At 65.2% G+C, this 21,197-nt stretch carries 19 protein-coding genes and 1 tRNA gene; 13 read left to right on the top strand and 7 right to left on the bottom strand.

Features of this window, described 5'->3' with window-relative positions; genetic code table 11:
• The first annotated feature begins 20 nt into the window (after positions 1-20).
• From ispH to AC5P7X_RS07375, 5 genes are all read left to right on the top strand, one after another.
• Positions 21-971, top strand: coding sequence for a 4-hydroxy-3-methylbut-2-enyl diphosphate reductase (gene ispH / locus AC5P7X_RS07395; protein WP_005415710.1), 951 nt, complete (start codon positions 21-23; stop codon positions 969-971).
• Positions 972-1,282: 311 nt separating this feature from the next.
• Positions 1,283-1,510 (top strand): hypothetical protein, encoded by a 228-nt coding sequence (locus AC5P7X_RS07390; RefSeq protein ID WP_329841511.1) that lies wholly within the window; start codon positions 1,283-1,285, stop codon positions 1,508-1,510.
• A 58-nt stretch (positions 1,511-1,568) separates the two neighbouring features.
• Complete coding sequence (locus AC5P7X_RS07385; RefSeq protein WP_329841512.1) at positions 1,569-2,147, top strand: hypothetical protein; 579 nt, start codon at positions 1,569-1,571, stop codon at positions 2,145-2,147.
• Positions 2,148-2,308: 161 nt separating this feature from the next.
• A complete protein-coding gene (locus AC5P7X_RS07380; protein ID WP_495214681.1) occupies positions 2,309-4,192 on the top strand; it encodes a M61 family metallopeptidase in 1,884 nt (627 codons plus the stop codon).
• Positions 4,189-4,854, top strand: a complete 666-nt coding sequence (locus AC5P7X_RS07375; protein ID WP_171958134.1) for a lysoplasmalogenase — start codon at positions 4,189-4,191, stop codon at positions 4,852-4,854. The genes AC5P7X_RS07380 and AC5P7X_RS07375 overlap by 4 nt, the downstream gene beginning before the upstream one ends.
• 82 nt (positions 4,855-4,936) lie before the next feature.
• Here AC5P7X_RS07375 and AC5P7X_RS07370 read toward each other — a convergent pair whose 3' ends face one another.
• From AC5P7X_RS07370 to AC5P7X_RS07350, 5 genes are read right to left on the bottom strand one after another with little or no spacing between them, the layout of a single operon-like run.
• Positions 4,937-5,644 (bottom strand): hypothetical protein, encoded by a 708-nt coding sequence (locus tag AC5P7X_RS07370; RefSeq protein ID WP_495214680.1) that lies wholly within the window; start codon positions 5,642-5,644, stop codon positions 4,937-4,939.
• The gene (locus AC5P7X_RS07365; protein WP_188248300.1) at positions 5,641-6,597 is read right to left on the bottom strand and encodes a hypothetical protein; all 957 of its coding nucleotides are present in this window, start codon (positions 6,595-6,597) and stop codon (positions 5,641-5,643) included. Before AC5P7X_RS07365 ends, AC5P7X_RS07370 begins: the two co-directional genes overlap by 4 nt.
• Before the next feature lie 45 nt (positions 6,598-6,642).
• Positions 6,643-9,441 (bottom strand): TonB-dependent receptor plug domain-containing protein, encoded by a 2,799-nt coding sequence (locus AC5P7X_RS07360; RefSeq protein ID WP_053498522.1) that lies wholly within the window; start codon positions 9,439-9,441, stop codon positions 6,643-6,645.
• Between the two features lie 11 nt (positions 9,442-9,452).
• Complete coding sequence (locus AC5P7X_RS07355) at positions 9,453-10,421, bottom strand: FecR family protein (RefSeq protein WP_329841522.1); 969 nt, start codon at positions 10,419-10,421, stop codon at positions 9,453-9,455.
• The gene (locus AC5P7X_RS07350) at positions 10,418-10,945 is read right to left on the bottom strand and encodes an RNA polymerase sigma factor (protein ID WP_080352916.1); all 528 of its coding nucleotides are present in this window, start codon (positions 10,943-10,945) and stop codon (positions 10,418-10,420) included. The genes AC5P7X_RS07355 and AC5P7X_RS07350 overlap by 4 nt, the downstream gene beginning before the upstream one ends.
• Positions 10,946-11,181: 236 nt before the next feature.
• Here AC5P7X_RS07350 and AC5P7X_RS07345 point away from each other — a divergent pair, with 236 nt between their 5' ends.
• The 4 genes from AC5P7X_RS07345 to AC5P7X_RS07330 all read left to right on the top strand — a co-directional run bounded on the left by AC5P7X_RS07345 (position 11,182) and on the right by AC5P7X_RS07330 (position 15,702).
• A complete protein-coding gene (locus AC5P7X_RS07345; protein ID WP_495214679.1) occupies positions 11,182-14,055 on the top strand; it encodes an autotransporter domain-containing protein in 2,874 nt (957 codons plus the stop codon).
• A gap of 97 nt (positions 14,056-14,152) precedes the next feature.
• Positions 14,153-15,163, top strand: a complete 1,011-nt coding sequence (locus tag AC5P7X_RS07340) for a 2-hydroxyacid dehydrogenase (protein ID WP_171958140.1) — start codon at positions 14,153-14,155, stop codon at positions 15,161-15,163.
• A gap of 51 nt (positions 15,164-15,214) precedes the next feature.
• On the top strand, positions 15,215-15,541 hold the full coding sequence (locus AC5P7X_RS07335; RefSeq protein ID WP_111201640.1) for a hypothetical protein: 327 nt from the start codon (positions 15,215-15,217) through the stop codon (positions 15,539-15,541).
• 85 nt (positions 15,542-15,626) lie between these two features.
• Positions 15,627-15,702 (top strand) — tRNA-Thr (locus tag AC5P7X_RS07330).
• 95 nt (positions 15,703-15,797) lie between these two features.
• Here AC5P7X_RS07330 and AC5P7X_RS07325 read toward each other — a convergent pair.
• The gene (locus tag AC5P7X_RS07325) at positions 15,798-16,130 is read right to left on the bottom strand and encodes a hypothetical protein (protein WP_206620226.1); all 333 of its coding nucleotides are present in this window, start codon (positions 16,128-16,130) and stop codon (positions 15,798-15,800) included.
• Between the two features lie 13 nt (positions 16,131-16,143).
• Positions 16,144-16,779, bottom strand: coding sequence for a GyrI-like domain-containing protein (locus AC5P7X_RS07320; protein WP_495214678.1), 636 nt, complete (start codon positions 16,777-16,779; stop codon positions 16,144-16,146).
• 353 nt (positions 16,780-17,132) lie between these two features.
• Here AC5P7X_RS07320 and cyoA point away from each other — a divergent pair, with 353 nt between their 5' ends.
• Genes cyoA through cyoD form a run of 4 tightly spaced genes read left to right on the top strand, consistent with a single transcriptional unit; the run spans position 17,133 to position 21,149 of the window.
• Positions 17,133-18,173, top strand: a complete 1,041-nt coding sequence (cyoA, locus tag AC5P7X_RS07315) for a ubiquinol oxidase subunit II (RefSeq protein ID WP_005415723.1) — start codon at positions 17,133-17,135, stop codon at positions 18,171-18,173.
• 2 nt (positions 18,174-18,175) lie between these two features.
• Positions 18,176-20,173, top strand: coding sequence for a cytochrome o ubiquinol oxidase subunit I (cyoB, locus tag AC5P7X_RS07310; protein ID WP_032954024.1), 1,998 nt, complete (start codon positions 18,176-18,178; stop codon positions 20,171-20,173).
• Positions 20,170-20,808 (top strand): cytochrome o ubiquinol oxidase subunit III, encoded by a 639-nt coding sequence (gene cyoC / locus AC5P7X_RS07305; protein ID WP_005408583.1) that lies wholly within the window; start codon positions 20,170-20,172, stop codon positions 20,806-20,808. The genes cyoB and cyoC overlap by 4 nt, the downstream gene beginning before the upstream one ends.
• Positions 20,808-21,149: a cytochrome o ubiquinol oxidase subunit IV gene (cyoD, locus tag AC5P7X_RS07300; RefSeq protein WP_005415725.1), complete on the top strand. Its 342-nt coding sequence runs from the start codon at positions 20,808-20,810 to the stop codon at positions 21,147-21,149. The genes cyoC and cyoD overlap by 1 nt, the downstream gene beginning before the upstream one ends.
• The last annotated feature ends 48 nt before the right edge of the window (positions 21,150-21,197 follow it).

The raw sequence follows: 21,197 nt of genomic DNA, 5'->3' as shown, positions 1-21,197 counted from the left end.
GCTGCCGGGAGATTGAACTGATGGATGTGCTGCTCGCCAACCCGCGTGGTTTCTGTGCCGGTGTCGATCGTGCGATCGAGATCGTCAAGCGCGCGATCGAAACGCTGGGCGCGCCCATCTACGTCCGCCATGAAGTGGTGCACAACCGCTTCGTGGTCGACGACCTGAAGCAGCGCGGCGCGATCTTCGTCGAAGAGCTGGACGAGGTTCCGGACAACAACACGGTGATCTTCAGCGCGCATGGCGTGTCCCAGGCCGTGCGCCAGGAAGCCGAGCGCCGTGGCCTGAAGGTGTTCGATGCGACCTGCCCGCTGGTGACCAAGGTCCACTTCGAAGTCGCCCGCCACTGCCGTGCCGGCCGTGACGTGGTGCTGATCGGCCATGCCGGTCACCCGGAAGTGGAAGGCACCATGGGCCAGTGGAACCGCGAAGCCGGTACCGGCCAGATCTACCTGGTCGAGGATGTCGAGCAGGTTGCCACGCTGCACATCAACCAGCCGGACAACTTCGCCTACACCACCCAGACGACGCTGTCGGTGGACGATACGCGCGGCATCATCGATGCGCTGCGCGAGCGTTTCCCGGCGATGCAGGGCCCGAAGAACGACGACATCTGCTACGCCACGCAGAACCGCCAGGACGCCGTGCGCGACCTGGCCAAGCGCTGCGACCTGGTGCTGGTGGTCGGTTCGCCGAACAGCTCCAACTCGAACCGTCTGAGCGAACTGGCCCGCCGTGAAGGTGTGGAGTCGTACCTGATCGACGGTGCGCACGAGATCGACCCGGCGTGGGTGGTGGGCAAGCAGCACATCGGCGTGACCGCTGGCGCCTCGGCGCCGCAGGTACTGGTCGATGGCGTGCTGGCGCGCCTGGCCGAGCTGGGTGCAACCGGCGTGGGCGAGCTGGAAGGCGAACCGGAATCGATGGTGTTCGCGCTGCCGAAGGAACTGCGTCTGCGCCTGGTCGACTGACCGGGCCTGCCCCTGGTAGGTGAGAACTGCACAAGGTGGGTGCGAACCTTGGTTCGCACTGCGCAACGCGCCTGCATGCGCATCCTCCGCTCCATATCTGGATGGATGCTACAACCATGGCCTTTGGTGACGGTGCTGCGCCTGCTACTGGTCTGCAGCGGGCCTCTCTCATGGCTGGAACTTGTCTGATGATGAAGACCCGTGCTCTCGCGCCGCTCACGGCTTGTTTAACAGGGTGATCATTTTGACGCTTTGATCTGCCTGGGCTCTACAAGACCGTAGGCTATCTCAGTCATGAGCTTGGTCATCACGTGGCTGGTATTCCCAATATTGATGCTCCGATTACCAAGGCGCAGTACGTCGAAAGAAATTGTGTGTGGGAGGCCAAGGCCGTTGTCAACAACGCGGTCGTGAGTAGTCAGATTCGAGGATTTTCGGAAGGAACCGTTGAGATTCCGCTGATTTCCGAGAATTCCGCTACGCTTTGGGGCATGTGGTCAAGTGGTGCTTCGCTTGTGGATATTGGCAAGGCATTCTGAGACAACAACCATGTCGCATCGGGGAAAACCTATACCAGGCAGCATGAGGACTACTACGATGCCAACTATCCTTGGTGAATTCGTGAGAGTGCCCCTGAAAGCACTACTCATCTTGTCTGCGGTCATTCCCCTTGCAGCGGTTGCGGCGACACCTCCTTCTCAAATGTGGAGTGCCGCCTCAAGAGACTCCCAACTGGCAGCACTGGATTACATCGAGAGGCTGGAGGTTGCGCGAAGTGCTGGGCCGCAGGCCGCCGCTGATGCATTGGGTATTGGGAATCGCTTCCGCGCGAACTCCGCTTCGGCTTCCGGCATCGCCCGCAATTTCGGCGATATCGCGCTTCTGACCCAACTTGAAGAGCGATCTGGCCAGGTAACGTTCGTCGTGAAGGCGTCGGGCGGATGCATCGAGCGGGATGTTGCCAAGGCTAGGCTGCTCCTCGGAAAAATCGTATGGGCGCCGTTGGCCGATTCCCCCGGACCGGTGTTTGGTTATGCACACTTCCAGGGCGGCTCCGCATCGACAGTGTTTTTTGATGCGACCGGCTCCAGGTGCTTGACCGGTGTGAGGATCGAAGATCCGACGAGATTGAAGGGGGCCATTGAGGCGGCTTACAAAGAAGGCGCATCAAACTAGACTTCCCTTCCTGGTGGCTTGCCAGGCCGGCGATCGGTCTGGCAAGCACGTTCCCTGATGGATTTGCGTAGACAGTTCTTTCGCCCCATGACCTTTGGCCATGGGGCCGACCATCGCACAGGCCTAGCATCGGGAGATTCTCCGCTGTTGGAACCTGCCCGATGAAGACCCGTGCCTTGGCGATGTCGTTGCTGTTCGCGCTGGCTGCTTCGCCTGCACTGGCGCAGGCCTCGCCGCCTGCCGACGCCGCGGCTCCCGGCCTGCTGCGCATCGATGTGGATGCGCGCGATCTCGCTCGCCGCATCTTCAAGGTGACCGCCACGGTGCCGGCCAAACCCGGTCCGATGACCCTGCTGTACCCGCAGTGGATTCCCGGCAACCATTCGCCCACCGGCCCGATCGATAAACTGGCCGGCCTGCGCGTGACCGCCAACGGCAAGCCGTTGGCCTGGCAGCGCGACCAGTACAACGTCTATGCGTTCAAGGTAGACGTGCCCGAGGGCGTCAGCGAGATCGTCGCCCACTTCGACTTCCTGTCCTCGCAGGGCGGCAGCCAGGGCCGGGTGGTGATGACCCCGGAGATGCTCAACCTGCAGTGGAATGCCAACTCGCTGTATCCGGCCGGCGTCGATGCACGCGACCTGCAGGCGCAGGCCAGCGTGACCCTGCCCAAGGGCTGGTCGTTTGCCACTGCGCTGGAGACCGCACACCGCGACGGCGACACCGTGGTGTTCAAGCCGATCACGTATGACCACCTGGTCGATTCGCCGTTGTTCGCCGGCGAGCACTACCAGCGCATCGATCTCGATCCGGGCGCGAAGGTACCGGTGCACCTCAACGTGTTTGCCGACGATGCCAAGTCGCTGAAGCCGAGCGAGGCGCAGATCACGATGCACCGCGCGCTGGTGCAGCAGGCCGACAAGCTCTATGGCGCCCGCCACTACAACCACTATGAATTCCTGCTGGCATTGACCGATCGTCTCGGTGGCATCGGCCTGGAGCATCACCGTTCCAGCGAGAACAGTGCCGACCCGGGTTACTTCACCGAGTGGGACAGCAATGCCTGGATGCGCGATCTGCTACCGCACGAGTACACCCATTCCTGGAACGGCAAGTACCGGCGTGGCGCTGACCTGGCAACCGCCAACTTCAACACGCCGATGGGCGACAGCCTGCTGTGGGTCTACGAAGGCCAGACCCAGTTCTGGGGACAGGTGCTGGCGGCACGCTCGGGGCTGTGGTCGACGGCGCAGGCGCGCGACATGCTGGCCAATGTAGCCGCGACCTATGATCGCGGCCGCCCGGGCCTGGCCTGGCGCCCGTTGCAGGACACCACCAACGACCCGACCATCGCCCAGCGCCGGACGTTGCCGTACCGCAACTACCAGATGAGCGAAGACTATTACTCCGGTGGCCAGATGCTGTGGCTGGAAGTGGAGGGCAAGCTGCGCGAACTGAGCGGCAACCGCCGCAGCCTGGATGACTTCGCGCGCGCCTTCTTCGGGGTTGGCAACGGTGACTGGGACGTCAACCCCTACACCTTCGACGACGTGGTGGCGACCTTGAACGGCATCGCGCCCTACGACTGGGCGACGTTCCTGCGCGGGCGCCTGGACGGCCACGGTTCGTTGACCGGGGGGCTGGAACTGGCGGGCTGGAAGCTGGTCTACCGCGATACCCCGAACGACGCCTACAAGGCGCAGGAAAAGCGTGCCAAGGCCGCACTGCTGGCCTATTCGCTGGGCGCGACCGTGCTCGACAGCGGCGTGGTCGGGGACGTGATCTGGGACAGCCCGGCGTTCAACGCCGGTCTTGCACCCGGCATGAAGGTGATTGCGGTTGGCGGGCGCGAGTACAGCAGCCAGCGCTTGAAGGATGCGGTGACGACGGCGGCCAAGGACAAGGCGCCGATCGTCTTGCTGGTGAAGCAGTTCGACCGCATCGAGACGATGAACATCGACTACCACGGTGGCCTGCAGTATCCGGTGCTGGAGCGTATCGCCGGCAAGCCTGACCGCCTGGCGGACCTGTGGAAGGCGCGATGAAACCGCGCGCCCGCGATGGCGTGATCCTGTTGATGGCGATCCTCGCCATCGTCGGTGCGTTCCTGCATGGCGACGGGCGCTGGCTGCACTGGCTGGCCAAGCCGGTGACCACGCTGCTGATCGCTGCCATCGCCTGGCGCGTGCACGATCCCGCGCAGCCGTTCTATCGGCGTGCGGTGCTGGCTGGCATGTTGCTGTCGTGCGTGGGCGACATCGCGCTGATGCTGCCGATGGATGCGTTCGTACCGGGGCTGATCGCGTTCCTGCTGGCGCACCTCTGCTACATCGTCGCGTTCCGCGATGGCCTGCGTGCCGGACGTGGCCTGCTCGCCGTCAGCGTCCTGCTCGGCGCGTTCGCTGTGCTCAATGTACTTGGCCTGTGGCCGCACCTGCCCGCACCGATGCGCATTCCGGTGCTGGCGTACGTGGTGGTGCTGGCGTCGATGGCGGTGCTGGCACTGGCACGCCAGTGGCACCGGCAACGGCCCGGTGCGGTGGAAGCCAGCAGTGCGCGCTGGTCGGCCGCCGGTGCGCTGCTGTTCGTCGCCAGCGATTCGCTGCTGGCCTGGGACCGCTTCGCCGGCGGCCTGCCACTGGCCAGCCTGCTGGTGCTGTCCACCTATTACGGCGCGCAGTACGCCATCGCCCGTTCGGTGAAATAGAAAAAGGGGACGGAGGGGATTAAGTCGCAGACCGCACCAAGGCACATGCGACTTAATCCCCTCCGTCCCCTTTTTGCGTTGACTATCGTCGGTTCGCGTGGCCGGAACGACCCTGTGCGTCGAACGAGAGTCGTGCGGACTGGCGATCGCCGGCGACCTCGTCCGGCAGCCACACCAGCCTGCCGCCCTTGCGCACGATCACATAGACGTGGCCGACGTCACCCGGCGTGCCCATCAACGCGTTCCGCTGTGCCTGCAGCGCCTGGGCCACGCGTGGCACCGCCTCGAAATCGATGTTGGCCAGCGCCGTGCTGCTGCGGCGCAGGGTGATGGTGGGCGCGAAGCGCTGCGGATCGACCGGGTCACCCTTGCGCCACTGGCCGTGCTCGAAGTGGTAGCTGTCCACGTGCGTAGGTTGCTGCGGATCGACCAGATCCAGATTGATGCGGCCATCATCGTAGAAGTGGATGCTGTGGAACACCATCAACCGGTGCCCGGCCAGGGCTGGCATCTGTTCCAGTGCCTGGCGGGCGGCCAGCAGGTAGTCCGCATCGAACAAGCGGTTGCTGCGTTCGGGCATCGGCATCGACCGCGGTTCGGGAATCGGTGCGGCCGAAGCAGGCCTCTCGCGCGGTGGGGGCGTGGTGATCGGCGTGGTTGCGCGGTCATCCTGCACCACATGGCCCATCGTTTCGCCGAGGGTCTGCAGTGCCCCGCCTGCCACGGCGACGCCGGCCAGCACCAGCAGTACCACGGAGAACACCAGCAGGGTCGAGGGTGGCTGCTTCATATACCCTCCAGGCGCACGCTGCCGCGATCTTCCGGGTCGTATAGCAGCGTGACCTGCTCGCGTGGAAGGTTGGCCAGCTCGATCAACGGGATGAAGCGGCGCACGCTCACCTGCTGTATGCCACCTTCGTGGTCGGTGTACTCCAGCTGGAACTCCACCTGCGGCTGCTCGTTGAGGTAGGTGCCGGTCTGGCGCAGCTTCAGCACCTTCGCATCCACGCCGATGCCGCGGTACTTCAGCGCGTCTCCGCGTGCATCGGCCTGCAGCAGGCGCCCCAGGACGCGCAGGCCCAGGGCGTAGCCGCACAACACCAGCGGGCACACCAGCAGTGGGTGGCCGAAGGACATGAACGTCCAGCCCAGGCCCTCGCTCTGCAGCCGATAGGCGAGCACGTAGGCGCTGGCAACCACGACGATGCCGATGACCGCGCCGGCGCCGCGGCGCCAGAGGCTGGCGACATCAAGTTCGGGCTGGGCGCCCTCCAGCACCACATTGGGGAACGCACCCGGCGTCCGGCTCAGGCGAACCTCGATGCGCTGGCCGGCCACGAAACGCTGCAGCTGCGGTTTGCTGTCCACCACCAGCATCTGTTCGTTGATCGGCGTGCCGGACAGGTTCTGGAAGCCAAGCTTCAGTCTCCACTGCGCGAAGCCGCGCACGTGCACGCCGGTCTGCTCGGCCTGTTCGATCAACGCATCACGCGGCTCACCGTCGGCCAGGATGGTGCGCACCCGATGCAGCGCGCGCGGCGGGCCCAGCAGCAGGTAGTGCAGGAAGGCGAGCAGCAACGCGAGCCACAGGGCCAGCGACAGGGCGAGCAGCAGCAGGGCCAGCCATGGCGCGCTGCGGTCGGCCAGTGGCACCGGCCACGATGTGCCGAAGTAGAGGATGCAGGGGAAGGGCAACGCGAAGAACAGCAGGAACGCGCCCCAGAACCAGAGATAGGCCTTCATGGGGTGGTGGGGGACCGATGGAACAGGGCGCGTAGGGTACTACGCTCAGCGGATCTGCAGGGTCAGCAGGAAGTAGCGGCCAAGTGGATCGTCCAGCCCCGGCATCTGGCCGCCATTGCCGACCAGGTAGTTCACCGGTTGCGTGTCGAGCACGTTGTGCACGTCCAGCGCGGCGACCACGCGCGGCCCCAGCCGCCTTGCCAGGTGCAGGTTCCAGCGCAGCTGCCGCGGATTCATGCAATGGTTCTGCTCGCGCTGTTCCTCCGGGCATTCCGCACCGGGCAGCCAGGCACGCGTGCGCCCTACCTGGTTGCCGCGCAGGGCGATGTCCCAGTTGCTGTTCTGCCACTGCACATTGAGCACGGCGGCCATCGCTGGCGTGACATGGCCACGCAGGTCCACCGTCGCTTCGTGGCCACGCTCGCGGCGCAGTTCCTGCTGTTTCAAGGCATCGACGGAGAACAGCCACTGGCCGGTGCTGCCGGTGTCGATGTGGTACTCCCCGCGCAGAACAAGGTTGCGCGACGTGGTGCGGCCGATGTTGTCGAAGGACAGGCGCAGGTTGTGCAGGTTGCCGTCCTCGTCCAACTCCCACGTGCTTGAATTCCACACTGCGTCGGCCGGTTGCAGGGCCAGGATCTCGTTGCGCAGTTCGACGATGTTGTGGGTCAGCGACAGTGAAAACGCATCGGTCGGTGTCCAGGTCGCACCCAGGGAATGGCTGCGCGACCGCTCCGCTTTCAGCGCATCGTTCTCCACCACGTCCACGGTTACGCTGCAGCGTCCGTTGCCGTTGCTCTGCGCGCAGTTGGGCAGTGCGCTGGAGGCGGGTAGTTCGATCGCGCCGAAATAGCCCGGCGGCCGCCGTTGCTCGAACAGGCTGGGGGCCCGGTAGCCGCGCCCGGTGGCAAGCAGGAATGACCACCGCGGTGTCGGGCTCCAGCGTACGCCCACGCGGGGCGAGAAAGCCTGGTAATCGCCATCGCGGTCCCAGCGTGCTGCCAGGTCCATGCGCAGCGTGCGCGCCAATGGCAGGCCGAGTTCGGCGTAGGCACCGCCACTGCGGCGTGACAGGTGGCGTTGTTCCTGTGGCAGGCCCAGCGCCAGGTCGCCCTGGCTCAGCAGCGCGTCGGGATGCGACGTCCAGCGTTCCTGGCGCAGGTCGATGCCGGTGGCCACTTGTGCAGCACCGCCGGCCAATGGCATCAACTCGCGCTGCATGCCCCACCAGCCCTGCCACTGCTCGGTGCGCCCGCGGTTGCGGATCGACGGGAACAACTGTGCGGCGGTCTCTGCCGGCAACGAGGTGAAGCCGGGCAGGAAATCCAGCGTCTCGGCAGCGCGCAGCAGTGGTTGGGCGCGCACGGTGCCGGACGTCGTCAGGGTGACATCGCTGCGCTGTGCGCTGATGCCGGCATCCCAGCTGCGGCGGCCCTGGTCGCGGCCCATGCCGAAGGTGACGTCGGCATCGGTGGCACGTACATGCGGACGCACGTTGCCGGCTTCGCGCAGCACGCTGTTGAAGGTGAACCCATAAAGCCCGATGGCTACGGCGGTCGGGCCGAGGTCGAAGCGTTGCCGGTTGTGGCTGGCCCGCGCCTCGGCGTAGGCGTAGCGACCTTCGCCGCGCTCATGCCGATAGCGCAGGTAGGCCGAGGCGGTGTCCGAGGCCGGTTGCAGCGAACGCGGGCGTGCGCTGTCGAACCAGCAGGCACCATCGCGCCGTTTCAATGGCCCTTCGCAGCGCTTTGCCGGCCAGTAGCGACCATCGCGGAACGCGCCGATCAGGTACTGCGAGGTTTCCGCATGCCATTCGCGGCGATCGCCGGCCACGTGGTCGATGCGGTGCAGGTCGACGCCAGCGAACCAGCGGTCCCCTCCGTCGCGCACGCCGCCGGTGGCCGCCTGCAGGCGATACTGGCCGGCGTCGCCGCGCCCGCTCAGGCCGGTCTGCAGCATGGCTTCAGGGCCATCGGCCTGGTCACGCAGGATGATGTTGACCACGCCGGACATCGCGTCGGCACCATAGATGGCCGACGCACCGCCACGCACCAGTTCGATGCGCTCGACGAAGCTGAGCGGGATGCCCCCCAGGTCGGTCAGCCCGCCCTGTTCCAGCGACACCATCGGATAGCGTGGCAGGCGCCGGCCATTGACCAGGAACAAGGTCGCACGCGGGCCCATGCCGTCCAGGCTGGTAGTGGTGGCCGCACCCACCGGCAGGTACTGCGAATCGCCACTGCGCGAGGTGCTCATCGCCGGGTGGCCGTTCATGCCCGGCAAGTGCCGCAGCAGGTCGAACAGGCTGCCGTAACCGCTGCGCAGGATGTCATCGCGGTCGATGATGGTCACCGGCAGCGTGGTCTGCACGGAGGTGCGCGGCAGCCGGCTGCCGGTGACATGGATCGGCGCCAGCTCCACCTGCGGTGGCGTCTCGGGTACCTCGCCCGGCGACGGTACCGCGGGCATCGCACGCGTCGCGACCGGCGGGGGCGATGGCGGTGCTGGCCGGGTGCGGCGGACGACGAATCCACCGGCAGGCGTGCGCAGGATGGTCACTGGCATGCCGGCGACCAGTTCCTTCAGGGCTGCGGCCGCATCGCGTTGGCCATGGGTGCCGGCCGTGCGCAGGCCATCCAGTTCACGCGCATCGAACAGCAGGGCGATGCCACTCTGGCGCGCCCATTGCTGCAGGGCCGGTGCGAGTGGGCCTGAACCCACATGGACCTCCAGGGTGCCGGCCTGTTCGGCTGCATCGGCAGAGGGCAGCGCGGCGATGCTCAGCGCGAAGCAGAACAGGGTGCAGAGCAGCCCCTCCCGCAGCGCGCCCGGTACTGCCTTCACTGCAGGCCTCCTCAGTACGTGCGGCGCAGTTCCAGCGCGCCATCCGGTCGCGCCTGGCCAGCCACCGACCAGCCCAGTTCCAGCGCCGACAGCAGTTCCTGCGCATCGCCGGCACGGAAGGTGCCACTCACGGCCAGGCTGGCGATCTCGGGATCGGCGATCACCAGCGGCGTGCGACCGTAGCGGTTCATGCGCTCGACCACGATCGACAGCGGCGTGGCATCGAACACCAGCTGTCCCTGCAGCCAGCCTTCGGCAGCGGCATTGGACGACAGCGCCGGGCCGGGCTGGAAGCGGCCCGATGGCAGCACCTGCAGCTGCTGGCCGGGTGCCAGGGTGTGCTGCGTCCCCCCATTGCTGACTTCCACCGCACCTTCCAGCAGTGCGACTTCGACCAGGCCGTCGTTCAGGCGCTCCACCTGGAAGGTGGTGCCGATGTCGCGGATGGTGCTGTCGCCGGCGCGCAGCTGCAGCGCCTTGCTCGACGGTGCGACCTGCAGCTGCACGCGGCCCCGTTCCAGCACCAGGTTGCGATGGCGCCAACCGAATCGGGCATGCAGCGTGGTGCCCGCATCCAGCGTGGCCACGCTGCCGTCGGCCAGCGTCTGCTGCCGGGGCTGGTGGGAATCGTTGGCATAGCGCAGCGGCGTGGGGTTGCCGTCGATGGCGACCATCCAGCCGATCCCGATGGCCAGGCAGACGCCTGCGGCGGCGGCCACTGCCGGCAGCCAGCGACGCTGTGCCGGCCGTGCCGCACGTGCTGCGGCGGTGCGCAGCCAAGGGTCGGCGGCCAGTTCTTCGCCCCGCTGGAACAGGGTCTCGGCCTGGATCCAGGCGCTGACATGGGCCGGGTCCTCGGCCAGCCAGTCCTCGAACCTCTCTCGCTCGCCCGGCGTGCAGTCCGGAGCCTCCAGCCGCGCCACCCAGGCGCTGGCGCGTTCAAACAGCAGGGTGTCTTCCCTGGGGCTGGCGTGACTCATCCGTTGTCCCTGTCGTTGTGCAGCGGATCCGATCCGAGTTCCTGGCGCAGGCCCTGCAGGGCGCGGGCGATATGTTTTTCCACGGTCTTGGCGGTGATTCCACAGTGCCGCGCGATCTGCGTATAGCTCATGCCGGTGATCCGGTTGAGCAGGTACACCTCGCGCGCGCGCTCGGGCAGCTTGAACAGGGCCTGCCGCAGCAGGGACAGCATCTGCCCGGACTCGGCCTGGCGCAATGGATCGGGCGACGTGCTGGAGGGCTCGTCGCCGCCATCGTGTTCGGCAAGGGACAGGTGTGGCCGCGACTGCGACGAGCGGCCACGGTCTGCCAGGCGGTTGCGGGCGATACGATACAGCAGCAACCGCAGCTCGTCGGCACTGTGCGCGCGATAGCGGATCAGCCGCTCCATGCAGTCCTGCGCGATGTCCTCGGCATCCTCCGGCCCAACGCCGCGCGTGCGCAGGAAAGCGCACAACGGCGCGCGTTCTTCCCGTACGAACGCAATGAACGCGTCCGTCGGCACGGACAGGTCCGGCGCGCGATGGATCAGAGGAGAGGGGGTGGACAGGGCTGGCCTCGGGCGTCGGTGGCGGGTGCGTCTTCGAGTTTTACGCGACGATGACCGGATGGGGAAGAGTGTGCATGGCCCCTGATTTCATTGTGAATGCATTCATGTTTCGGGGGCTGGTGCGCTGGGGGAGTTTGCGCCGCCCGGACGTTGAACTCCTGACCCGTGTGTTGCGGGTGGAGAGAGAACGCATGAAACATTCGAAGTTGAGCCTGGCCCTGGCCGGGCTGATGGGCGTCACCGCCATGGCGGCGGTTGATGACGTCATGGCAATGAATTATCACGTGCGGGACGATCGCGTCTTCCTCAGCGGCGGCGTCACCGTTGCTGACGTGGTGGCGCTGCCCGCGCTGCTGGCCAAGGCACAGGCTGAAGGCCGTCCGATCCGCGAAGTCGTGCTGCGCACATCCAATGGTGGCGCGCTGATCGCCGGCGAGTGGCTGCAGGCGGTGATCCGCACCCAGGGCCTGGACACCATCGTGTCCGGCCACTGCATCTCGTCCTGCTCGATCATGCAGTCCGGTGGCGTCAACCGTTACCTCGGCGGCGATCTGCCACTGGTCGACTCGGTGCAGATCCACGCCGCCAGCAGTGGCGGCAAGATCACCTATGCGCCGTCAGCGCGCATGACCCAGATCTACACAGGCAACTACGGCGGCGGGATGGATGCGGGCCTGTTGCACAAGGCGATGTATGAAGTGGTTCAACCCAATGGCCTGCTGGTATTCCGCGACCCGGCGCGCACCACGGGTACGTCGGTCACCTTCGATCCGGATGGCAGCGGCAGCAAGCTGGAGTCGTTCCCGGGCCAGGACATCCGCGGCAACAACATCATCAACACGGCAGGCTATCGCGATCCGGGCGACACCCTCCGTGTCACCAGCAACGTCAGCGGCGACATCAACCCGGGCTACCTGCGCACCGCGCGCCAGCTGCAGGTCTTCGTCGACGACGATTTCGCGCGCTGGAACACTGACTGGGCCAGCACCTACATCAACGATGCGGTGAGCCTGTACAACGTCTCCACGCGGGGGGCGAACGGTATCGGCGCGCAGTCGTTGCAGCAGCTGCTCGCCGATCCCGACGTCCAGAATGAACTGCGCGGCCAGCTGCGGCTGGCCGATCTGGATGCCTCAACCCTGGCCAGTTCGGCGGGCGTGATCCGTGTCAGCAATGGCGCTACCTGGCGCACCGCCGCAACCACTGGCGCCGATTTCATTCTGGTGGACAACGGCACCATCGCACTGGAGGGTGGTGCGCTGCGCACCCCCGAGCTGCGCGTGATGCCGGGCAGCATCGTGGTTGGCCACGGTGATATCGCATCGGTCGGCACCGACAGCGATGCGCTGCTGGATGGCACCGGCCCGTCCTACCGCGAAGATGGCTTCAACCGCCTGCGCGTGTTCGGCACGCTGATGCCGCGTGGTGGCGATCTGGTGACCCACGGCTACGTCAACATCATGCCCGGCGGGCAGGTGCTGTTCGATGTTACCGAAACCGGTGGTACCGGCAGTGGCCGCCTGCGCGTCGGCAGCTTCTACGATGGCGGCTCCGAGGAGGGCGCGCTGGTGATCGCGCAGGGCGCACATCTGGCGCTGAACGTGGCCCAGGGCTTCTATGCCGGCACCTACCGTCGCGACCTGGTGGAAGGACCGATCTACCAGGGGGGCTTCCAGGATGCCGTGCGGCTGGGCGATGCCGGCTACAGCGCCAGCATCACGGCCGGTGAAGTGTTCCGCCCGCGCCACAATTCGCTGCTCAGCTTCAACGTCAACCAGACCGCCGACGGCCTGTGGCTGACCGCCAACCCGGGCTTCGATCAGCTGGGCCTGTTTGCCAACGGCACCTCCGGCGATGGGTTGGGGCGCGCGCTGGCGGCCGCATCGGATCGCCAGGACAGCGGCCTGAAGTCGCTGCTCGGTGCGCTGCAGTTCACCGATCGCGATGTGATCGCACAGCAGGCTGGCGCCCTGCGCGGTGACGCACATGCCAGCCTGCGCCTGGCCGACAATGCACTGCTGGGCAGCATCGGCAACGTGGTTCAGCAGCACCAGGCGGCGATGCGCAGTGGTGGCGATGCCGATGGTCTGGCTTCGCAGGCGGCGCAGTCGGTCTCGGCGCAGCCGGGCATGCGCCATGGCAGCCTGTTCAACCAGCTGGCCATGCATCTGGTTGAACCGGCCGGCGAGGCTGCTGGCGACAGCCGCGTGGCGGGGCGCAGCCATGGCCTGTGGGCGCGCGGTTTCGCCAGCCATGGCCGCATCGACGCCGACGGTGGTGTGGCCGGCCTGAGCCACACTGTCGGCGGCATCGTGATCGGTGCCGATACCCGCGTGGCCGATGACCGCGTGACCCTCGGCGTGAGCGTGGCCGCCGCCGACATGTCGACCAAGGCCAGCGACGGCTCCGGCTTCAGTGGCGATGTACGCGCGCTGGATGTGGGCGGCTACCTGGATGCGACCTATTCGCGGGGCTACCTGTCGGCGGCCGTGCGCTACACCGACCTGCGGCATGACACCCGCCGCAGTGTCGGCGGCATTGATGGGCTGCAGCAGCCTCTGCGCGCGAAGTACAGCAACGATGCCATCTCGGCACGGGTGGAGCATGCGTTCTCCTTCACCACTGGAAAGGGTCTGGTGATCCAGCCGCTGCTGCCGGTGGTGGACTACGCACGGACCTCGGCCACCCGTTTCAATGAAGGGCAGGGCGCCGGTGCGCTGGTGGGCCGCAGCGGCAGCCTGGAGAGCATTCGGGTGGGTGCCGGCCTGCAGCTGTTCAAGACCTTCGAAGGCAACAACGGTGAGCGCATCACCCCGCGTGCCCGCGTGGTCTGGCAGAAGGAGCTGGGCGATTCGCAGGCGCGCTACAGCACCGGCTTTGCTGCGGCCCCGGACCTGGTGTTTGGTGCCAGCAGCCAAGCCGTGGGCGAGCAGGTGCTGGCCTGGAACGTCGGCGTGACCAGTCGCGCCAGCGAGCGCCTGTCGATCATGGCCGACTACGTGGGTGAGCGCCGCGACGGGCAGATCCAGAACGGCGTGATGCTGGGCCTGGGCTACCGGTTCTAAGGGGCACTCGGTCCCGGCGATATCCGTATCGCCGGGACCATCCCATCAGGGCAGGTGCTGCGGTATGGTCGGCAGGGAATTCCAGCCAGGCCTGTCCATGCAGATCGCCGTTTTCAGTGCCCGCCCCTACGATCGTCGCTTCCTCGACGAGGCCAACCAGCGCGATGCGGCCGGGCAGGGCTTTGCGTTCGTGTACTTCGATGCCGCGCTGGACGTGCATACCGCCGCACTGGCGCAGGACTGCGCCGCCGTCTGCGTGTTCGTCAATGACCGTCTCGACGCGCCGGTTCTGCACGCGTTGCATGCGCTGGGCGTACGCGCCATCCTGCTGCGCTGCGCCGGCTTCAACAATGTGGACCTGGCCACCGCGAAAGCGCTGGAGCTGTTCGTCGCACGGGTGCCGGCCTATTCCCCCGAAGCCGTGGCCGAGCACGCGTTGGCGCTGGTGATGACGCTCAACCGGCAGACCCATCGCGCCTACAATCGCGTGCGCGAGGGCAACTTCATGCTCGATGGCCTGCTCGGCCGCACTCTGCATGGGCGCACGGTCGGCATCGTCGGCACCGGCAAGATCGGCCTGGCCACCGCGCGCATCTTCCACGGCATGGGCTGCACCGTGCTGGGGCATGACCCGTATCCATCGCCGGCCTTCGCCGGCGTGGGCGACATGGTTGGGCTGGATGAACTGCTGGCGCGCGCCGACATCGTGTCGCTGCATTGCCCGCTGACGCCCGATACCCGGCACCTGATCAACGACGCCTCGCTGGCGCGGATGAAGACCGGCGCGATGCTGGTCAACACCTCGCGCGGCGCGCTGGTCGATACCCATGCGGTGATCCGCGCGCTGAAGTCGCGGCGGCTGGGTCATCTGGCCATCGACGTCTACGAGCAGGAAAGCGCGCTGTTCTTCCAGGACCTCTCCGGCGAGATCATCGACGACGAGGCCTTCCAGCGCCTGATGACCTTCCCCAACGTGCTGGTGACCGGCCACCAGGGCTTCTTCACCGTAGAGGCGCTGCAGGAGATCTCGGCAATCACGCTGGGGAACCTGCGGGATTTCGCCGAGGGGCGGGTGTGTGCGAACCGGGTGGAGACATCGCTGAGATGATTGGAAGTCATGAGGGGTGTGCGTTTTCATACCTATCATTGAGGGGCGCAGATGAAACGCTTAGTCACCTTGAAAGTTGGGCTGCTGTTTCCATTGCTGATGGCGGGCGGCTGTGCAGCGGAGGAGTCCCGAGGCGAGAAGGGGTGGGAAGGGCTAGAACGATGCGTGACAACAATCGAGACTTACGTTCAAGAGACGAGGGGATGGAAACGGGAGATGTATCGGATTGCGGAGGAGTCTTCCGGCACCGCAGATATTGGCTTCTCGGTCCAGCACGTCCATGACAGGGTTCTGCTGCCAGAAGGTGGACTGAAGTCATTTCATGTTGATCTCGACCAGCGATGTTCCAAGGTCATCCGTGAAAGCCACTATCAGTAGCTGGTAGCGGCTTGTTGGCCCATGAAGAGGGTAGATGCGCAGCCATTGACCGCATGTTGCTTGTAGTCCTACAATGTCCAGCTAGGCCGGAATAGCTCAGTTGGTAGAGCGGCGCATTCGTAATGCGTAGGTCGCAGGTTCGACTCCTGTTTCCGGCACCAGTTGTAATGAAAAGCCCCGGCCTTGGTTGGGGCTTTTCGTTTGCGCCCGCCGGTGATCCTTGGATGGCCACCTCACTGAAGGCTGCAAGCCTTCATCAATGCCTCGTCATCCCTGCATCCCGCGCCAGCCACCATGCCAGCTGCCGGAGATAACCACCTGCTGCTCCCGCCGATGCGCCGATCATCAGGCGTGCAAGCACTCTGATCCCGCGCGCGGCCCGCTCCCGCACCCAAGGCAGTACCGCCACCACCTGCGCACCCAGCAACAGCATCAGCACGTCCAGCCCCAGCGCATCCACCACCGGCAACAACGGCAGCAGATCCGGATTGCAGGCCAGCACGATCACCAGTGCAGCACCCAGCACGGCCATCAGGCGGCGCCCGGCGGGCAGGGTGGTCCAGTGCAGCAGTCGGCTGATCAGGCGCATGGCATTCCCTGTGTCACGTGTGCAAGTCCTCATCAGGCCCGATCGGCCGCACCGGCTGCCGCAGCACGGTTTTCAACCGCGCTGCGTCGGTCCTGCGCGGGTCGCTCAGGTAGATCTCATGATGGGGGCCGGCAAAGGTGTATCCCAGTGCGGGCATCACTTCGTCATGCAGCTGCGCCAGGATGGGGCCTTCGTCGTCGTAGGCGCCCACGTGCAAGGTCTGCAGGCTGGGGCCCTCGGCAAGGACTTCATGGCGGAGGCTGGGCGGCGCATCTCCCAGCTTCGCGCGCGCCTTTCCGATCGCCGCTTGCCACTGCGCAGGGCCGATGCCCTCGGGTGTGCGGATCATTACGGTCCAGGCCCACTCATCCTTGCGCCGTGCGACGAAGCTGGCCGGGTCCTCGGCACTCCAAAGCGCTTCCAGCGGTGGTACCACGTAGTCGCGCCCTTCGGCCTTCAGCGCGAACTTCAGTGCATAGCTCACCGAATACAGCCACTGCACGGCCTGCAGGTAGGCGGGGGCCGTGTTCGGGTCGCCGCGACCATCGACCATCACGTAGGGAATGGGCGGTACATCCACGCGTACGAACCTGCCGGCGGGCGGTTGATAGAGCGCCCGGTCACGCTTTTTGAAGTCGATCTTGTCCACGGGCCTTCCTCCTGCGCCGAGCATCCCACGCCAGGCTCCCGCCAGCACGCCTGAACAGATTCAGGTGACTTTGCCGAACGAGGGCGGACTGCCGGCCAGCACCTGATGCCAGGATGCCGGCCGCGGGCGTCCTGCCCGCCGCGCCTGCGCGGTGCGACAACGTGTCGCAGCCAGAATCGGGCCTTTCCTGCGCTCGATCAATGTCAATGCCTTTCTTAAATGGTGGGTGACGGCCTAAAATTGAAAGGCTGACTCGACCCCACCTCCCTGCCTGTCTTCCGGACCGGTGGGACCGGCTTTGGCCGGAACAGGCAGGGACGGGGAACGGCATTCCCTCGCAATTGGATCGACCGATGATTCCGTTGAAAACCCTTGGGCGCTGGTTGCGCCCGGGCCTGCTGCTGTCGTTGCTGGTGATGCTCACCGGCTGCGATGCCGTGGCCATCCTCAGTCCGAAGGGCCAGATCGGCCAGGATGAGAAGACCCTGCTGATCACGGCCACCGTGCTCATGCTGCTGGTCGTCATCCCGGTCATCATCATGACCCTGACGTTCGCGTGGAAGTATCGCGCCTCCAACACCAAGGCCCGTTACGAGCCGAAGTGGTCCCACTCGACGGCGATCGAGGTGGTGGTGTGGTCCATTCCCTGCATGATCGTGCTGGTGCTGGCGGTCCTGACCTGGCGTTCGTCGCACGCACTGGACCCGTATCGTCCGCTGGATTCGGACGTCAAGCCGGTCACCATCGAGGCGATCTCGCTGGACTGGAAATGGCTGTTCATCTATCCGGAAGAGAAGGTGGCGGTCGTCAACGAAATCAAGTTCCCGGTCAACACGCCGCTGAACTTCAAGATCACGTCCGATTCGGTGATGAATGCCTTCTTCATCCCGCACCTGGGCAGCATGATCTACTCGATGGCTGCGATGGAGACCAAGCTCCACCTGATCGCCAACGAGACCGGTGAATTCCCGGGCATGTCCTCGCACTACAGCGGCGCGGGCTTCGCCAAGATGCACTTCACCGCCTACTCGGTCACCGATGCCGAGTACCGCCAGTGGCTGGACCAGGTCCGCGCCGGCGAGCAGACCCTGGACAAGGCCTCGTTCAAGGCGCTGGGTGAAGCGCGCAACGCCGAGTGGTATCCGGTCACTTACTTCGGCAAGACCGAAGAAGGCCTGTTCGACTGGGTCATCGCCAAGCACATGGGCGACAACAAGCATTACGGCATGAAGCACTCGCATGCCGGTGCCGCCGCTGCCGATGCCGCCACCCATGAAGCGCACGAGGGCCATGCCCCGAGTGACGCGCATGATTCCAAGGAATCGGGTGAAAACCTGGATGCCACCGAACACGAACACGCAGGCCATGCCGGCCACGCGGGTTCGGGAGAATGAACATGTTGGGAAAACTCTCTCTTGAGTCGATCCCCCACGATCCGATCGTGCTGACCACCCTGGTCGGCGCGGTTCTTGGTGGCCTGGGCGTCGTCGCCCTGATCACCAAGTTCAAGCTGTGGGGCTATCTGTGGAAGGAGTGGTTCACTTCGGTGGATCACAAGAAGATCGGCGTGATGTACCTCATCGTCGCCTTTGTCATGCTGCTGCGCGGTTTCTCCGACGCCATCATGATGCGTACCCAGCAGGCCATCGCCGTCGGTGGTTCCGAGGGTTACCTGCCGCCGCACCACTACGACCAGATCTTCACCGCCCACGGCGTGATCATGATCTTCTTCGTGGCGATGCCGCTGATCACCGGCCTGATGAACCTGGCCGTGCCGCTGCAGATCGGTGCGCGCGACGTCGCGTTCCCGTTCGTCAACTCGCTCAGCTTCTGGCTGTTCGTGTCCGGTGCGGTGCTGATCATGCTGTCGCTGTGGATCGGTGAGTTCGCTGCCACCGGCTGGCTGGCGTTCCCGCCGTTGTCGGGCATCGAATACAGTCCAAGCGTCGGCATGGACTATTACATCTGGGGTCTACAGGTGGCGGGTTTGGGTACCACGCTCAGTGGTATCAACTTCTTCATCACCATCCTCAAGATGCGCACCCCGAGCATGAAGCTGATGCAGATGCCGGTGTTCACCTGGACCGCCCTGGTGACCAACGTGCTGATCGTGGCCGCGTTCCCGGTGCTGACCATCACCCTGGTGCTGCTGACCCTGGACCGTTACCTGGGTACGCACTTCTTCACCAATGACGGTGGCGGCAACGCCATGCTGTACATCAACCTGATCTGGATCTGGGGTCACCCGGAGGTGTACATCCTGGTCCTGCCGGCGTTCGGTGTGTTCTCCGAAGTCATCGCGACCTTCTCGCGCAAGGCGCTGTTCGGCTACAAGGGCATGGTCTACGCCACCGCCTGCATCGGCGTGCTGTCGTTCATCGTGTGGCTGCACCACTTCTTCACCATGGGTTCGGGTGCCAACGTCAATGCCTTCTTCGGCATCACGACGATGATCATCTCGATCCCGACCGGCGTGAAGATCTTCAACTGGCTGTTCACCATGTTCCGCGGTCGCGTGCACTTCACCACCCCGGTGCTGTGGACCATCGGCTTCATGGTCACCTTCGTCATCGGCGGCATGACCGGCGTGATGCTGGCGATCCCGGCCATCGACTTCGTGCTGCACAACAGCCTGTTCCTGATCGCCCACTTCCACAACGTCATCATCGGCGGCGTGGTGTTCGGCATGTTCGCCGGCATCACCTACTGGTGGCCGAAGATGTTCGGCTTCCGCCTCAATGAGTTCTGGGGCAAGTGCGCGTTCTGGTGCTGGTTCATCGGCTTCTACGTGACCTTCATGCCGATGTACGTGCTGGGCTTCATGGGCATGACCCGTCGCCTGCAGAGCACGGTGAACCCGGCCTACGAGCCGTTGCTGCTGGTTGCCGCCTGCGGCGCGTTCATCGTCGGCGCCGGCATCCTGTGCCAGATCATCCAGGTGGCCGTGTCGATCCGCGATCGCAAGAAGACCGTCGACCTGACCGGCGATCCGTGGGATGCCCGTACGCTGGAGTGGGAAACCTCTTCGCCGCCGGCCTTCTACAACTTCGGCACGCTGCCGGAAGTCACCGAGCTGGACGATTTCTGGGAACGCAAGCAGCGGGGTGAAGCCTGGCCGAAGCCGGCCAAGTACACCGACATCCACATGCCGCGCAACACCGGCACGGGCGTTGTCATCGGTGCCTTCAGCCTGGTGTTCGGCTTCGCGATGATCTGGCACATCTGGTGGCTGGCCATCGTCGGCTTCGTCGGCATGATCGCCACGTTCATCTACCGCACCTTCGACCAGGACGTGGACTACTGGGTCCCGGCCGCCGAGGTGGAACGCATCGAGAACGAACACCGCAAGCACCTGGAAGCCCAGGGCCTGGTGAAGTCGGAGCTGAAGGCATGAGCACCAATACCTCGACCCTGAGCCACGGGCACGCCGCGCACGCGGCGGCCCATGGCCATGACGACCACGAGCACCACGATACCGGCGGCAACACCGTCTTCGGTTTCTGGGTGTACCTGATGAGCGACTGCCTCATCTTCGCCTCGCTGTTCGCCACCTACGTGGTGCTGGCGGGCGGTACCGATGGTGGTCCCACCGCGAAGGACCTGTTCGAGCTGCCGTTCGTGGCGTGGGAAACCGCGCTGCTGCTGACCTCGTCGCTGACCTTCGGCCTGGGCATGATTGCCATGCACCGCAAGCAGATGGGCCAGATGTACCTGTGGCTGGGCATCACCTGGCTGCTGGGCTTCGGCTTCATGTGCATGGAAGTGTGGGAGTTCCAGCACCTGATCCATCAGGGCTACGGTCCGGACCGCAGTGCCTTCCTGTCGGCATTCTTCGCCCTGGTCGGTACCCACGGCCTGCACGTCAGCGCCGGCCTGCTGTGGCTGCTGGTGATGTTCGTGCAGCTGAAGAAGTACGGCCTGACCCCGACCAACAAGACCCGCATGGCGTGCCTGAGCCTGTTCTGGCACTTCCTGGACCTGATCTGGATCGGCGTGTTCTCCGTCGTCTACCTCAATGGAGCGCTGTAATGGCACATGACAACCATGCACACGACCACGGCACCGGCGGCGAAAGCCACGGCAGCGTGAAGTCGTACCTGATCGGCTTCGTGCTGGCGGTGGTGCTGACCGTCATCCCGTTCTGGATGGTGATGTCGGGCGATTTCTCGCGCACCGTCAACGGTGTGGTGATCGCAGTCACCGCGGTGCTGCAGATGCTGGTCCACCTGGTGTTCTTCCTGCACCTGGATCGTTCTTCGGAAAGTCGCTGGAACGTCAACGCTGCGGCCTTCACCGTCGTGGTGATCGGCATCATCGTGATCGGCACCCTGTGGGTCATGCACAACATGAACGTGCACATGATGCACTGACGTCCTCGCGACGTTGCCACACAGAAAGGCCGCCCTCGGGCGGCCTTT

It is taken from the genome of Stenotrophomonas sp. YJH_SMC_53 (assembly GCF_059369995.1).
This window is presented reverse-complemented; position numbering and strand designations above follow the sequence as displayed.